Genomic DNA, 14,521 nt, shown 5'->3' with positions numbered 1-14,521 from the left:
TTGGAGGGGAACGAATGGCTAAAAGAGATTATTATGAAGTGCTAGGTTTGTCTAAAGGTGCTTCAGATGATGAAATAAAAAAAGCGTACCGCAAGCTTTCAAAGCAATATCACCCGGACATTAATAAAGAAGAAGGCGCCGAGGAAAAATTTAAAGAAGTTTCTGAAGCTTATGAAGTCTTAAGTGATCCACAGAAGAAAGCGGCTTATGATCAATACGGTCATGCAGGAACGGACCCTAATTACGGCGGCGGAGCTGGTGGCTTTGGTGGTTTTGGCGGCGGCTTTAGTAGCGGCGGCTTCGGCGGGTTCGAAGATATCTTTGATTCCTTCTTTGGCGGCGGCGGACGTAGTGTTGATCCAACTGCACCAAGACAAGGGGCCGATCTTCAATATACAATTAAGCTTAAATTTGAAGAAGCGATTTTTGGCGTAGAAAAAGAGATTAAATATAATCGTGAAGACAATTGTGCTACCTGCGGCGGCAGCGGTGCAAAACCAGGTACACATCCTGAAACTTGTCACAAATGCCACGGCTCAGGAACGATTAATGTGGAACGTCAAACGCCGCTTGGCCGCGTTATGAGTCGTCAAACCTGTGATGTTTGTCATGGAACCGGAAAAGAAATTAAAGATCCATGTCCAACTTGTCATGGAACCGGTCATGAGAAAAAAGCGCATAAAGTAAAAGTAAATGTGCCGGCTGGTGTAGAAGACGGACAACAAATGCGTTTGGCAAACCAAGGTGAAGCTGGTACAAACGGCGGACCTTATGGCGATTTGTATGTGGTGTTCAATGTAGAAGAAAGTGATATTTTTGACCGCGAAGGCTCAGAAATTTACTATGATCTGCCATTAAGCTTTGTGCAAGCGGCATTGGGAGACGAAGTGAAGGTGCCAACCGTGCATGGCGATGTAAAATTAAAAATCCCGGCAGGTACTCAAACAGAAACCAATTTCCGTTTACGCGGCAAAGGTGCGCCACGTTTACGCGGCGGTTCAACAGGAGATCAGCATGTCAAAGTGAAGATCATTACGCCGAAAAACTTAAATGAAGAGCAAAAAGAAGCATTGCGGGCCTTTGCAAAAGCAGGCGGTCAAACAGTAGATGAACAACAAGAAGAAGGCTTTTTCGATAAAATGAAAGATGCCTTTGGTGGTAAAAAGAAAAAATAAGCAACATAGTCTATCTTAGACAAGGAAAAAATTTAGGAAAGAGACAATAGCGAATGCTGTCGTTTCTTTCCTTTTTTATTTTTGGTAAAGAGCAGCCAGCTCCATAATTCTTCGGCTTAACTCTTTACGAACATGTGCAGGAGCCAGACACTCACAGTTATTACCAAAGCCTAAGAGCAGATTATAACCATATTCATCCTCCATAAAAGACAATTCGACTAAAAGAAACGCTGGATCAGAATGCTCTATAAAAGTCAGCTTGCCAAATTTATCAATCAGCTGATCCTTAAGACGGCGTTTAAGCTTTAATCGAATTTTGGTAAAGTCCCCTTGAACCCACGGCGTACTTCCCAAAGGAGACGGTGTGAATGGGCGAGGTGTAAACGCCTCGTCCAATAGGGTTAAGTTGGTTATTCGGGACAGCTTGAATGTCCGGAATTCCTGCTTTTCTGTACAATAGGCTTGCAAGTACCAGCTGATCTCTTTTAACACTAAGCGATAAGGCTCAACCTTGCGCTGACTCAAAATCCCTTGATTATTTTCGTAATGAAAGGCTAATAATTTGGAACGATCCAGTCCAATTTTTATTAATTCTAAAAAGGGTTGAACAGTCGTATTACTGGTCCATGGCGTTAAATCGATGGCAATCTGGTTAGTTTTCAACTCGATTTCCTCTAGATAATGAGCGGGCACTAAGGTTTTTACCTTTTCTAAAATCTGATTCAACTGAATGGGTGAAACATTCGTGGCTAAGCTTTCCAGTGCAATTAGTAAGGACGTGATATCTGCTGCCGTGAAAAATTGCTTGTCAATTTTGTAATTGTCCATAATTTGTATACCGCCATTGACGCCGGGCGTTGTAGAAATTGGCACCCCAGCCTCACTTAGTGAAATGACGTCTCGGTAAATCGTTCTGACGGAAACCTCCAGCATTTCCGCTAGCTTGGTTGCGCTAATTTGCTTTTTATCCAGTAAAATCATAATCATAGTCAATAGTCGTTCTGTTTTCAATATTATGCCTACTTTCTTAGAGAGCTTGTCCTTTTATTATAACGAAAAACTTGGACTTTGCGCAGAGATCTTGTCAAAAGCTGTTCTTTATCGTCATTTTTGATATAATAAGTGTCGTTACTTAACTTGCAGGAAAGGGGCTTTGCAGTGAAACCGTCTTTTTTTAAAACCGTTCATCCGTTTGTAGCCGCCTGCTATTATTTATTAATGCTTTTACTTACCATGAGTACGGACAATCCTGTGCTTCTTTCCAGTATTTTTTTCGGCTGCCTTAGCTTACGTCTATTTTATTTAGCGGGCAAAAGTAAACGTTCAATTATTTATCCGCTGATCTTTATGCTGGTGATCGGGCTTACAAATCCCTTGTTTATCCATCGGGGCGCAACGGTTTTGTTTTTTTTAGGACGGCAACCGATCACTGCCGAAGCAGCAGTATATGGCCTGTTTATGGGGATGAAGATAGCTTCCGTCATCTATCTTTTTCAAAATATGCAAAGTGCGGTTGGGATGGAAAAATTCTTTTACTTATTTGGCAAACGACTGCCTAAATTGACCGTCATTTTAGCGTTGATTTTTCGATTTATTCCGTTATTTCGGTATTATTTCACAGAATTAAATCAGGTTCAGCAAACCTTTCAGCAAACGCGTAAGCTGCGGCTGCGAGAAAAAGCTACTTACGGCTTGGATCTGTTTGGTCATTTATTTACTTGGCTGTTGGAAAGCTCAATGGATACGGCAGATGCCATGAAGGCTCGCGGTTATACGACACAGCGCAGTAGTCGACTGGTCTTTAAGTGGCATTTTTACGATACACTGGTCATTCTGCTGTTAGGCGGCAGCGGTCTTTTTTATTTGTCTGTATTTTTGCCTGAAGGAGCCGCTTATACTTTTTATCCTTATTTAGAAGCGGTAGGACCATTTATCCAGCAGCAGGCATTTTATTATCTCTTTTTTTTCATTTTCGCTTGTTTACCGACATTTAATAAACTAAGGGAGGGAATTACGTGGCTTATCTTGCAGTTGAGAATTTAAGCTTTCGTTATGCGGGAGCAACACAACCTGCATTAAAGCAAGTTTCCTTTTCAGTTGAAAAAGGCGCTTTTTATTTAATCTGCGGGGCTTCCGGCAGCGGCAAGTCAACCTTGTTAAAGCTGTTAAAACCACAGTTAGCACCGACCGGCGAGCTGCGAGGTACCCTCACGTTGGCAGGAGCACCACTCAGTGACTTTCCCGCAGACAGCATTGGCTATGTGATGCAGCATCCGGAAAGTCAGTTAATCACGACGACTGTTTGGCAGGAATTAGCCTTTGGCTTGGAAAATATCCGCGTTCCTGCTGCGGAAATCAAACGTAGAATTGCTGAAATGGTCAGTTTTTTAGGGATTGATGATTTATTGGAGCATCCGACGGCAAAGCTGTCTGGGGGCCAAAAGCAATTAGTAAATTTAGCCGCTGTTTTGGTGATGCGTCCGACCATTTTATTGTTGGACGAGCCGGTTACACAATTAGATCCTTTGGCAGCACAAAGCTTTATGAATCTGTTGGTTCGGTTAAACCGCGAATTGGGGATGACGATTTTAATGGTTGAGCATCAGTTAGAATCGCTTTTTCCTGTGGCTGACCGTGTGTTGCTATTGGAAAAAGGTCAATTGCTTTATGCGGAAACACCTGCTCAGCTTGTAAAAGAAGTGAGGCAAAATGGGGTGGGACTGCAGCGTTTTATTTTAAGTCTGCCGAGTGCAGCCCAGATTTTCCTTGGATTGGATGATAAAGAGGATTGTCCTTTAACCGTTATGGAAGGGCAGCGCTTTTTGCAGCGGCATTTTGCTAAAGAAACATTGGAGCGACCAGCTGCTCGAGCAGAACAGCTGATTTCCAAGGAACAGATTCGCTTACAATTGAAAAATTGCTGGTTTCGTTATGAGAAGTCTGGCATGGATGTTTTAGCTGGAGTAGATTTAACCTTAAAAGCGGGGGAAATTTTTACTTTAGTTGGTGGAAATGGAACTGGGAAAACAACGTTGTTAAAGGTCATTGCCGGAATCTTGACCTGTTATCGTGGTAAGATACAGGTTTCTGGTGAAGTGTTGAAAAAGAAGCAGGCAGCTGTCGGTTATTTGCCGCAAGCGTCACAGCTGGTTTTTATTAAAGAAACTGTCGCGCAAGAATATTTGTCTTATCTAACCAATCAGGGCTGGGATCAGGCTCAAAGTCAACAGCGAATCGAAGCAGTCGCTGAATTATTGGACATAGAAGCCTGTTTAGCGCAGCATCCCTTTGATTTAAGCGGTGGTGAAGGACAGCGTGCAGCCATCGGCAAGCTTTTATTAACCGATCCGGAAATTCTTTTACTGGATGAACCGACAAAAGGTTTGGATAATTTTGCCAAGCCAGAGCTGACTGCACTTTTAAAACAATTGGCTCGAACCGGCAAAACGATTTTAACCGTCACGCATGATTTGGATTTTGCCGCTGAATTAGCGGATCGTTGCGGCTTGTTTTTTAATAACACAATCTTAGCAGAAGCCGAGCCAAAACGCTTCTTCAGTGAGCACACCTTTTATACGACCACAGCCAGCCGCATTTCCAGAGGTGTGTTTAATGAATTAGTGTCAACGCGTCAAGTGATTGAACATTGTAAGGAAGCGGTGAAAGCTAATGAGAGGAAAAGTTGATGGCAAAATAATGCTGATGCTAGGCGTACTAGTGCTGTTTTTTTTAAGCTGGCTATTGTTTAACAGAAATCAATACCAAGCAGTTTCATTAGGCTTGGCAACTGCCGCCTGTCTGCCCTTTTATTACCGCTACGAGAAAAAGCAGCTAAATATCAAGGAGCTGGTGCTGATTGCGGTTTTAACAACGACCGCAGTATCGGGACGAGTCGTTTTTTATCTGATTCCGGCCGTTACGCCTATGACTGCGCTGATTATTCTGACCGGTATTTGTATGGGCGCGGAGGTCGGTTTTCTGGTGGGCTCACTATCCGCTGTGACGTCCAATATTTTATTTGGGCAAGGTCCTTGGACACCGTTTCAGATGTTTTCTTGGGGCGTCATTGGCTTGCTTGCCGGACTTCCATTCGTTCGTCATCAGCTACAAAAGCATTATTGGCTGTTGAGTGCCTACGGGATTTTCGCGGGTTTGTTCTTTTCGTTTTTTATGGATGTTTGGACAGTCTTTTCGCTTGATCATGCTTTTTCTTGGCCACGTTATGCCGCTTTATTAGTCACAGCGGCGCCGTTCACACTGACGTATTGTGCAGCAAATGTCTTTTTTTCTTGTCTGCTTTTGCGCACCTTTCAGAGCAGATTACAGCGTATTTTAATAAAATATAATATAAGAGCAGAAATGGAGAGGAAAAAATGAAAAAAAACATTTATGGTTTTTTGATACTACTGGTCATGTTAACATTAGGAGCCTGTACGCAAAAAGCTGAGCCGGCTAAAGAAAAAGCGCAGGATCAGCTTAAAATCACTATCATTTTAAAAGAAGACAAGCAAGAGTTTGATAAAAAAGAGCTGACGGTAAATAAGAAAGAATCCTTGCAGACGATTATGGATCAACAATTCAAGCTTGAAATGGATCAGGATTTTATCACTGGAATTGACGGGCATAAGCAAAATGCGCAGGAGAATAAATATTGGCTGTACGATGTCAATGGTAAGCAGCCGGATGTTGCGGCAGTGGACTATTATTTAAAAGATGGTGATGTAGTTACTTGGACGCTAAATAAATTAGAGTAAAAATTTGGACACTTATTGAAAAAAACTAGTAAAACCCTGACACATAGTTGTCAGGGTTTCTTTGCTACAATAAACATGTTAGTAAATAAAGGAACAATAAAGGAGAAGGTAGTATGACAATCAAAGAAGCTTTTAGCACGATAATGAACGAACAAGAGGAAATTGCTTTAGCAACCAGTGTTGGGGAACAGCCCAATGTCCGAATCGTCAATTTCTTTTATGACGAGAACAAAAAATGTTTATTCTTTTCAACCTTTAAAGGTAACAACAAAATCGCTGAATTTAATGCCAATGCAAGAGTTGCCTTTACGACAATTCCTAAAAATGACACCAGTCACGTCCGCGTTCGACATGGATTAGTTAAACAAAGCGCCCAAACGGTTTATGACGTAGCTGATCAGTGGATACAAAAGATTCCCAGCTATGCGGAAAATATTAAACATGCTGGAGACATGCTGGACTTATACGAAGTTCATTTCACCCAAGCGACGGTGACTTTAGGCATGGACACGACGGAAACCATCATTTTATAAAAAAAGGAAGTGAACACATGAATTATTGGATCGGTGTTGCTTCAAAGGATCACGTTCAGTTGGGAAAAAAAGATGGTTTTTGTCAGCTGTGTCATGGAAAAGCTGCCCCTTTAAAAAGAATGAAGGAGGGCGATTGGCTAATCTATTATGCGCCTAAAATGAGTTTGAAAACCAAAGAGCCTTGTCAAAAGTTTATCGCTGCTGGTCAAATTTTAAAAGGAGAGGCTTATCCCTTTGAGATGTTTCCAGGCTTTATTCCATATCGGAAGGACGTGGCTTTTCTAAAGGATTTGAACGAGCTGCCGTTAGCTGCTGTTTCTGAGGATCCATTATGGGCGGAATATCGTTCTCGTTTAAGATTTGGACATTTCCAGATCCCTTATGAATTATTTGCGACAATCCTTTCAGGAATGAAAAAATAAAAAATGAGCGGTAAAAGAGAAATTTTCTTTTTACCGCTCATTTTTTATTCATATCGTAAGGCTTCAATCGGATCCAATTTGGCTGCTTTTCTCGCTGGATACACTCCGAAGAAAATTCCGATAGCACTTGAAAAGAGTAAAACTGCAATGATTGAACCTACAGTGAACTGTGCCGTAATGTCTAAAGCACTTGCTACAGTAACCGCTAGAATAGCGCCTAAAGTCAGACCGATCAAGCCGCCGATTAAGCATAAGATAACAGATTCAGTCAAGAACTGAAATAAGATATTGCTATCTGTAGCACCCAAGGCTTTTCTTGTTCCGATTTCTCTGGTTCGCTCGGTAACGGAAACCAGCATAATATTCATAACGCCGATACCACCAACGATTAAGGCGATTGCTGCAACCGCTGCAATGAAATTAATGAACAAGCCCAATACATTATTTACCTGATCCAACGCCTGCAAGAAGTTCGTTGCAGTATAGACTTTTTCGCCGACTGTGTTATGGCGAACGGATAAGATATTTACAATCTGTTTTGAAACAGAATCAATATCGTCTTTTGATTTAGCAATAACCGTTAAGCTGGTAATTTTCGTAGCATCCGGATTTAAAGTATCCGCTGTCGTTAATGGCAGAGAAATATACCCCATCATTTCTGCTTCATCAAATGAACCAACCATTTTTTCAACGGTACTTTTGGTTACGCCGATAATGCGGACGCTAACTTGTCCTTTTTGCGTACGCAGACTAATTTTTTCGCCGACTACATTTTCTTGTCCTTTGAAGAAGTAGCGTGCGGTATCAGCACTGATCACCGCCACTTTACTGCCCTCGGAATATTCCGTTGTGTTGAAATAGCGGCCATAAACAATTTCTTTATCCATCGTCTGGTTCGTGTATTGTAAATCCGGTGTTCCGGCCATAATCAAGGTGGCTTTTGACTGATCATTGACTGCACCAACTGATTGGATGGAAACAGCAGGTGAAACATGGTCAATTTGTGGAATGCCGTCTTTTAGTGCTTTAATATCCTGACTGGTTATTTTTTGACTATCTGTGGCATCCCGACTTGTAGAAACAGAAATCGTTGATGCACCTAAGTCGCTGAAGGTTCCGGTAATTTGGCTGGTAGCCCCATTTCCGACAGCTAAAATTGCAATAACAGCAGCAATCCCGATAATAATTCCCAGCATGGTCAAAAAAGAACGCATTTTATTGGCTAAAATACTGTCAACCGCCATTTTAAAACTTTCAATAATACCCATGAATGCAGCTCCTTTCTATAATGTTTTTCGATCTGTAACAGGATTATCATCGATAATTTCACCGTCTTTAAATGAAACGATCCGTTTTGTATATTGGGCAACATCCGGTTCATGTGTGACCATGACGACGGTTGTACCATTATCATTTAAATCTTGAAAGATCTTCATAATTTCAAGTGTTGTTTTAGAATCCAAATTTCCAGTAGGCTCATCCGCCATTAAAACCGCCGGCTTATTCACGATAGCACGAGCGATTGCTACTCGCTGCTTTTGTCCGCCGGAAATGGCATTGGGCCGGTGATCTACTCGATCAGCCAAGCCAACTTTAGCCAATGCTTCTAAAGCCCGTTCTTTTCGTTCCTTAGCAGAAATCCCGGAATAAACCATTGGTAAGGCGACGTTGTCTAAAAGCGTCATTCTCGGCATTAAGTTGAAGGACTGAAAAACAAAGCCGATTTCACGATTTCTTACCCTGGCACTTTCATTGCTAGTTAAATTCGATACGTCCTGTCCGTTTAAATGATAGCTTCCTTCGTCGAAACGATCCAGTAGACCGAGAATGTTCATCATCGTTGACTTTCCTGATCCGCTCGGGCCCATAATAGAAGTAAACTCGCCTTCAGCAATATGTAAGGAAACATGCTTAAGCGCCATTAATTCTTCTGCGCCTGTTTGATAGATTTTTACGACATCTTTTAAATCAATCATTTGCTTTCACCTTCTATTCTTTGGTTACTTCAGTGTTGTTCTTCACGTCAGAGCTTGGTGAAAGAATGACTGAATCGCCAGCTTTTAAGCCGCTTTTTACTTCGACTAATTTATCTGATTGAATCCCGACGTTGATTTTTGTGACTTTGGCTTTGCCGTCCTTAATGGTATAAACGATTGGTTCATTTTTATCATTATACGTTAAGGCTTCAATAGGTAAGGCCAAGGCATCCTTTACACTGTTTGTGACAATATCGACATCTGCATCGAAACCGGCAAATAGGTTCTCTGGTGCTTTGTCAAAAGTAACTAAAGCTTTCAAACTAGCTGTTGTGCCTGTGGCAGACTGGCTGCTGATGGCAATCGGATCCTTTTCAGCAACTTTTCCGGCATAGGTTTGATTATTGCTGGAAATTTCAGCTTTTTGATCGACTGCAACGGAAGCAGCTTCTGAATTAGATAGGGCTAATTGAACCTTTAATGTAGACAAATCATCGACTTGAATAGAAGGTTTGCCTTGTTGCGCATTGGCATCCGCTTGTTTCGCTTTAATATTTACTTGAGTAACTGTTCCGCTAAACGGAGCTTTTAATTGTAATCCATTATCGTAAGTAGCCAAAACCTTATCCTGATCTACTTTATCACCAACGGACACATTCATTTCAACGACATTGCCGCTACCCATCAAGGCTTGGCTTTGATTAGGAATTAAGGTGCCTGTAGTGGAAAGTGTTTCTACAATCGTTTCTTTTTTTATTTCGCCGCTGCGAACAGAAACTGCCTTGGTTTTACTTGAGTTTTCTTGAACAGCTAAGAAAATGAGTACTGCAATTAAAATAACTGCAATAATTCCAAAAATTGTTTTCTTTTTCATGAATTTCAGCTCTTTTCTATTAAATTATGACAAGGTGTCATGTAAATAAGTTTACTCTCTTTTTCATGAAAAGTCTAAGAATAATTTCAACTTTTTAAGGAATCCTAAATAATAGCGGAATATTTGTTTTTTTCAGGAAGGAGCCGCTTGCTTGCGTTATAATAAGAAAAACAAGACGGAAAAAGGAGCGGTTAAAAATGAAAGAGTACGTGTATGCGATTAGCGATATTCATGGAGAATTTGAGCTGTTCGAAGCCCTTCTTAAAGAGTTTGACCCTAAAAAGCATCAACTAGTATTAATTGGAGATTTGAATGACCGCGGCCCGAAAAGTAAAGAGAGCTTTTTACTTGGCAAGCAATTAGTTGAAACATATGGAGCGATTTATTTGCGTGGCAACCATGAAGAATATTTTTTACAGTTTCTACATAATCCGGAAGATTGGTACCCGAGCTATCTTAAAAACGGCGGCAAGGAAACCTTGGAAAGTCTGTTGCATAAAGGCGCTACCGAGGAATATTCGCCAACGGAAATGGCTTTAATGATCCGCAGCCGCTATCGAGATCTTGTCGATTTTTTAACGGATCGACCACTGTATTTTGAATGGAAAAATTATCTCTTTGTTCATGCAGGTGTTGATTTAACGAAGGCAGATTGGCGCGATACCTCGCCTCATGATTTTATTTGGATTAGAGAGGCGTTTCATCAGGGCAAAAACAAGACCGGCAAAACGATTGTCTTTGGTCACACCATTACCCCGATGCTGCACGGCGATATGGAAACAACCGATCTGTGGCGTTCGGACAATAAAATCGGCATTGATGGCGGCGCAGTCTTTGGCGGCTCAGTACACGGCGTCATTTTTGATGAAAAGGGAATTGTGCAGGATATTGAATATCAAAATATGCATGGTCCTTGGCAGCCTGATTTTTAACAAATAAACGTTTGTCCTTTAAAACGGGCAAAAGATCTAGCCTATATTTCAATAGGGAAATATGCTAAAATAAAAAAGGTATGTTAAGGAAAAGAGGTATAAAAGAATGGCAGAAGCTTATAATCAAGAGGTAGTGACATTACTGCAAAAAGAACTAACAGGCTACCGTCCCAAACAAATTACAACAGTGCTGACTTTATTACATGAAGGCAACACTGTTCCTTTTATTGCCCGTTATCGGAAAGAAATGACCAACAGTCTGGATGAAGTGCAGATTCGTGAAATTGAAGAACGCTATAACTATTTAAGCAATCTTGAAAAACGTAAAGAAGAGGTTTTGCGTTTAATCGAAGAGCAGGGCAAGTTAACGGATGAATTAGCAAAATCAATTCAACAAGCCACTAAAATGCAACAAGTGGAAGATCTGTATCGGCCGTATAAACAAAAACGCCGCACGAAAGCAACCATCGCTAAGGAAAAAGGTCTGGAGCCATTGGCTGACTGGCTATTGAGTTTTCCGGCAAAAGCAGATGTGACTGCCGAGGCTGAGCAATATATCAATGCTGAAAAAGAAGTCGCTTCTGCCGCCGAGGCCTTGCAAGGAGCGCATGAGATTTTAGCAGAACGCATCAGTGATGAACCGAAATTTAGAACTTGGATTAGAGATTATACATTTAAGCACGGTGATTATGTCAGTAAAGTCAAAGATGCGGAAAAGGATGAAAAATCTGTCTATGAAATGTACTATGATTTTTCAGAACCCGTCAGTAAAATGGTTTCTCACCGCGTGTTGGCAACCAATCGAGCTGAAAAAGAAGACATTATCAAAGTCGCTATCGTTGTCGATGAAACAAAAATCAATGATTATTTTGCACGTCAGTTAATTACATCAAATCAATCGCCAACAGCTTCTTACGTAGAAGCCGCCTATCTGGATAGTTACAAACGATTTATCGGTCCTGCAATTGAACGTGAGCTGCGAAATGAATTGACCGAAAAAGCAGACGAGCAGGCGATTACTATTTTCGGTGAAAATCTGCGTAATTTATTATTACAGCCGCCGTTAAAGGGCAAGGTTGTTTTAGGCTTTGACCCGGCGTATCGTACAGGCTGTAAGCTTGCTGTAGTGGATGCAACCGGTAAAGTATTGGCGATCGAAGTAATCTATCCGCACAAACCAGCCTCAGGCGAAAAGCGTGCGGCAGCTGGACCAGCGTTTAATCGTTTGATTGAAACCTATCAAGTCGAAATGGTGGCTATCGGAAATGGTACGGCTAGTCGTGAATCGGAGCTGTTCGTCGCAGAGCAATTAAAGCAAAGCAAGCGTGAAGTGTTTTACGTGATTGTTAATGAAGCCGGTGCATCTGTTTATTCTGCCAGTGAAATTGCCCGCACGGAATTTCCGGAATTACAAGTAGAAGAAAGAAGTGCTGTCAGCATCGCTCGCCGCCTACAGGATCCGTTGGCGGAATTGGTAAAAATCGATCCTAAAGCAGTTGGCGTAGGACAGTACCAGCATGATGTCTCGCAAAAACGCTTGGCTGAACAGCTAGACTTTGTGGTTGAAACAGCCGTAAACCAGGTTGGAGTGAATGTAAATACAGCGAGTCCTCAGCTATTACAGCATGTTTCTGGTTTAAACAAAACCACTGCTCAAAATTTGGTAACCTATCGTGATGAAAACGGCGCCTTTACTGCCCGTAACCAAGTGAAAAAGGTTCCTCGCTTAGGCCCTAAAGCCTATGAACAGGCGATTGGTTTTTTACGAATTCCAAATGGAAAAAACATTTTAGATAATACCGGTATTCACCCGGAAAGCTACGCTGCAGCAAAAGAAATTTTGGCTAAGGCCAATGTATCTTTAGCAGAATTAGGGACAACGGAAGCCGCGCAAAAGCTTAAAGCCTTATCCCTGACTACGCTGGAGCAGGAAGCAGCAGTCGGTGCTGAAACCTTAAACGATATTATTCAAGCCTTGGTTCAGCCGGGTCGCGATATGCGGGATGAAATGCCGGCACCCCTTTTAAGAAAAGATGTTCTATCAATGGAGGATCTCAAACCGGGAATGGAGCTTGAAGGAACCGTCAGAAACGTGATTGATTTTGGCGCTTTCGTTGATATCGGCGTGAAGCAGGATGGCCTTGTGCATATTTCCAAGCTAAGTCCAAAATTTGTCAAGCATCCGACGGACATCGTCGCAGTTGGGGATGTCGTGACTGTTTGGGTTGAAGCTATCGACTTGAAAAAAGGTCGGATCAGCTTAACTATGCTGCCTTATAACGAAAGGAAAGACTAGTTTTGACAAGCGTTTCTAAACAGAATCAATCAGCGGAAACAACAATATCCGATGAACAGCTACAGCTCTTAGTAGAAGAAATCTCTAACTGCTTTTTTCACAAAAAATTTCAGCACCAGGCTTTTTTCAATCGGAGCTTAAAGACAACGGGTGGTCGTTATCATTTGCGTTCTCATAATCTTGACTTTAATCCGAAGGTCTTTGAGCTTTATGGTCAGGAAGAGCTGGTAAAAGTGATCAAACATGAACTATGTCACTATCACTTACATTTATCCAAAAAAGGCTACCAGCATAAAGACGCTGACTTTAAGCAGCTATTGAAAGCAACCGGCGGCAGCCGCTATGTTCGTCCTTTAGTTGAACAAAAGCCGCAGTCTTATCATCAATACCAATGTGAAAAATGCCAAACGCTGATTTTAAGAAAACGGAAAGTGAACACAGCCAAATTTGTCTGCGGCAAATGTCAAGGCAGATTAATTGAAGTCAAGTAGTAAAAAATCTATTAGAAGAGCAGGATAGAAGCGTTATTGACTTTTGTCCTGCTCTTTTTAGATAAAGGAGATCAAGCATGAAGGAACAATGGAATAGGGTCATTACTTATTTAGCTGAAAAAGAAGAGCCTGCAGGTCATTATGATTTAGCGATTTTGGCTGGAAACAGTCTCCCTTATTTAGCAGATGAGCTTGTTCAGCTTTATCAGAAAAAGAAAGTTTCAGCGCTGCTGCTGACTGGAGGTGAAGGACATGCGACCGCTCATTTAAGAAGAAATTTTCGCCGATTGGGCTATAATGTATCCGGTCAAAGTGAAACAGAAATGTATCTTAGTTATTTTAAAGAAAAATACCAATTGGCGGCAGATCTATTTCTTACCGAAGCGTGTTCAACGAATTCAGGTGAAAATGCTAGATTTTCATTAGGAATTATCAAAGCTGCACGACTTGAACCAAAACGAGTACTGCTTTTACAAGATCCCTTGCTGCAGCGCCGTCTTAAAGCAACCTTTGAGAAAGAATGGCGGGAACTATCGGTAGAATTTACAAATGTTGTTCCACGAATTCCCTTAGTACATTCAGTTGAAGAAGCTGTTGTATTTGAAGATCAACGTTTTAATGGTTTGTGGAGCAAGGATTATTTTGTTTCATTAGTACTTGGTGAAATCAGGCGACTACGAAATGATCACTTTGGTTATGGCCCTTTAGGCACAGGCTATATTGCTGCCGTTCAATTGCCGAAAGCTATCGAAGCAGCTTATGAACAGCTCAGCCGTCAGTATTACATTTCGGAAAAGCGTTGAACGAAAAGCAGCGGCTCATCTTGACAATCAATTCTGGCTATTTTATACTAAAATGGCTTGAGATGTTCAATACAGGCGGTCATGGCGGAATGGCAGACGCGTCAGCTTGAGGGGCTGGTGGGAGTACTCCCGTGGAAGTTCGAGTCTTCTTGGCCGCATATATAATGAATGAAAGAGGTTGAGCCAAAAGTCGTTTAGGTTCGAGCAATTGGAGTAAAAGACGAACAATATGCTTTTTATATTGATCGGATTTTATGAAATTGCC

15 protein-coding genes and 1 tRNA gene are annotated in these 14,521 nt (G+C 41.5%); 12 read left to right on the top strand and 4 right to left on the bottom strand.

The genetic code is table 11. The features are described 5' to 3' along the window. The first annotated feature begins 14 nt into the window (after positions 1-14). Positions 15-1,175: a molecular chaperone DnaJ gene (gene dnaJ / locus ABH902_RS07760; protein WP_404590102.1), complete on the top strand. Its 1,161-nt coding sequence runs from the start codon at positions 15-17 to the stop codon at positions 1,173-1,175. A gap of 75 nt (positions 1,176-1,250) precedes the next feature. Here the strand turns inward: dnaJ and ABH902_RS07755 are convergent, their stop codons facing one another. After that, a complete protein-coding gene (locus ABH902_RS07755; RefSeq protein ID WP_404590101.1) occupies positions 1,251-2,186 on the bottom strand; it encodes a helix-turn-helix transcriptional regulator in 936 nt (311 codons plus the stop codon). Between the two features lie 147 nt (positions 2,187-2,333). Here ABH902_RS07755 and ABH902_RS07750 point away from each other — a divergent pair, with 147 nt between their 5' ends. The 6 genes from ABH902_RS07750 to ABH902_RS07725 all read left to right on the top strand — a co-directional run bounded on the left by ABH902_RS07750 (position 2,334) and on the right by ABH902_RS07725 (position 6,884). Then, a complete protein-coding gene (locus ABH902_RS07750) occupies positions 2,334-3,218 on the top strand; it encodes an energy-coupling factor transporter transmembrane component T (protein WP_404590099.1) in 885 nt (294 codons plus the stop codon). Beyond that, the gene (locus ABH902_RS07745) at positions 3,191-4,861 is read left to right on the top strand and encodes an ABC transporter ATP-binding protein (protein WP_404590097.1); all 1,671 of its coding nucleotides are present in this window, start codon (positions 3,191-3,193) and stop codon (positions 4,859-4,861) included. The genes ABH902_RS07750 and ABH902_RS07745 overlap by 28 nt, the downstream gene beginning before the upstream one ends. Beyond that, positions 4,845-5,552, top strand: a complete 708-nt coding sequence (locus tag ABH902_RS07740; RefSeq protein WP_404590096.1) for an ECF transporter S component — start codon at positions 4,845-4,847, stop codon at positions 5,550-5,552. Before ABH902_RS07745 ends, ABH902_RS07740 begins: the two co-directional genes overlap by 17 nt. Continuing rightward, positions 5,549-5,929: a DUF4430 domain-containing protein gene (locus ABH902_RS07735; protein ID WP_404590095.1), complete on the top strand. Its 381-nt coding sequence runs from the start codon at positions 5,549-5,551 to the stop codon at positions 5,927-5,929. The genes ABH902_RS07740 and ABH902_RS07735 overlap by 4 nt, the downstream gene beginning before the upstream one ends. A 113-nt stretch (positions 5,930-6,042) precedes the next feature. Further along, positions 6,043-6,462: a pyridoxamine 5'-phosphate oxidase family protein gene (locus ABH902_RS07730; RefSeq protein ID WP_404590093.1), complete on the top strand. Its 420-nt coding sequence runs from the start codon at positions 6,043-6,045 to the stop codon at positions 6,460-6,462. Between the two features lie 17 nt (positions 6,463-6,479). Next, positions 6,480-6,884 carry an EVE domain-containing protein gene (locus ABH902_RS07725; RefSeq protein ID WP_404590091.1) on the top strand — a complete coding sequence of 135 codons (405 nt, stop codon included), beginning with the start codon at positions 6,480-6,482 and terminating at the stop codon, positions 6,882-6,884. 44 nt (positions 6,885-6,928) lie between these two features. Here the strand turns inward: ABH902_RS07725 and ABH902_RS07720 are convergent, their stop codons facing one another. From ABH902_RS07720 to ABH902_RS07710, 3 genes are read right to left on the bottom strand one after another with little or no spacing between them, the layout of a single operon-like run. After that, positions 6,929-8,152 (bottom strand): ABC transporter permease, encoded by a 1,224-nt coding sequence (locus ABH902_RS07720; RefSeq protein WP_404590090.1) that lies wholly within the window; start codon positions 8,150-8,152, stop codon positions 6,929-6,931. Positions 8,153-8,167: 15 nt separating this feature from the next. Next, a complete protein-coding gene (locus tag ABH902_RS07715; protein ID WP_404590088.1) occupies positions 8,168-8,860 on the bottom strand; it encodes an ABC transporter ATP-binding protein in 693 nt (230 codons plus the stop codon). A gap of 13 nt (positions 8,861-8,873) precedes the next feature. Continuing rightward, complete coding sequence (locus tag ABH902_RS07710; RefSeq protein WP_404590086.1) at positions 8,874-9,734, bottom strand: efflux RND transporter periplasmic adaptor subunit; 861 nt, start codon at positions 9,732-9,734, stop codon at positions 8,874-8,876. A 197-nt stretch (positions 9,735-9,931) separates the two neighbouring features. On the opposite strand from ABH902_RS07710, the gene ABH902_RS07705 reads away from it, so the two are divergent. The 5 genes from ABH902_RS07705 to ABH902_RS07685 all read left to right on the top strand — a co-directional run bounded on the left by ABH902_RS07705 (position 9,932) and on the right by ABH902_RS07685 (position 14,414). Then, positions 9,932-10,666, top strand: coding sequence for a metallophosphoesterase family protein (locus ABH902_RS07705; RefSeq protein ID WP_404590085.1), 735 nt, complete (start codon positions 9,932-9,934; stop codon positions 10,664-10,666). Positions 10,667-10,772: 106 nt separating this feature from the next. Then, positions 10,773-12,962, top strand: a complete 2,190-nt coding sequence (locus ABH902_RS07700) for a Tex family protein (protein ID WP_404590083.1) — start codon at positions 10,773-10,775, stop codon at positions 12,960-12,962. A 44-nt stretch (positions 12,963-13,006) separates the two neighbouring features. Further along, entirely contained in the window at positions 13,007-13,453 is a 447-nt protein-coding gene (locus ABH902_RS07695; protein ID WP_404590267.1) for a SprT family protein, read from the top strand. Positions 13,454-13,530: 77 nt separating this feature from the next. Then, positions 13,531-14,256, top strand: a complete 726-nt coding sequence (locus ABH902_RS07690; protein ID WP_404590082.1) for an ElyC/SanA/YdcF family protein — start codon at positions 13,531-13,533, stop codon at positions 14,254-14,256. 75 nt (positions 14,257-14,331) lie between these two features. Beyond that, positions 14,332-14,414, top strand: a tRNA-Leu gene (locus ABH902_RS07685). Positions 14,415-14,521 lie beyond the last annotated feature (107 nt).

Source organism: Enterococcus sp. UD-01 (assembly GCF_044909655.1).
GTDB lineage: Bacteria > Bacillota > Bacilli > Lactobacillales > Enterococcaceae > Enterococcus_L.
Note: the sequence above shows the minus strand (reverse complement) of the source record. Positions and strands in the feature narration are given on the sequence as shown.

Excerpts from the sequence above, each read along its gene's own strand:
- ABH902_RS07715 (WP_404590088.1), bottom strand. The coding sequence starts at position 8,860 with ATGATTGATTTAAAAGATGTCGTAAAAATCTATCAAACAGGCGCAGAA.
- ABH902_RS07705 (WP_404590085.1), top strand. The coding sequence starts at position 9,932 with ATGAAAGAGTACGTGTATGCGATTAGCGATATTCATGGAGAATTTGAG.
- ABH902_RS07720 (WP_404590090.1), bottom strand. The coding sequence starts at position 8,152 with ATGGGTATTATTGAAAGTTTTAAAATGGCGGTTGACAGTATTTTAGCC.
- ABH902_RS07735 (WP_404590095.1), top strand. The coding sequence starts at position 5,549 with ATGAAAAAAAACATTTATGGTTTTTTGATACTACTGGTCATGTTAACA.
- ABH902_RS07730 (WP_404590093.1), top strand. The coding sequence starts at position 6,043 with ATGACAATCAAAGAAGCTTTTAGCACGATAATGAACGAACAAGAGGAA.
- ABH902_RS07710 (WP_404590086.1), bottom strand. The coding sequence starts at position 9,734 with ATGAAAAAGAAAACAATTTTTGGAATTATTGCAGTTATTTTAATTGCA.
- ABH902_RS07700 (WP_404590083.1), top strand. The coding sequence starts at position 10,773 with ATGGCAGAAGCTTATAATCAAGAGGTAGTGACATTACTGCAAAAAGAA.
- ABH902_RS07725 (WP_404590091.1), top strand. The coding sequence starts at position 6,480 with ATGAATTATTGGATCGGTGTTGCTTCAAAGGATCACGTTCAGTTGGGA.
- dnaJ (WP_404590102.1), top strand. The coding sequence starts at position 15 with ATGGCTAAAAGAGATTATTATGAAGTGCTAGGTTTGTCTAAAGGTGCT.
- ABH902_RS07690 (WP_404590082.1), top strand. The coding sequence starts at position 13,531 with ATGAAGGAACAATGGAATAGGGTCATTACTTATTTAGCTGAAAAAGAA.
- ABH902_RS07740 (WP_404590096.1), top strand. The coding sequence starts at position 4,845 with ATGAGAGGAAAAGTTGATGGCAAAATAATGCTGATGCTAGGCGTACTA.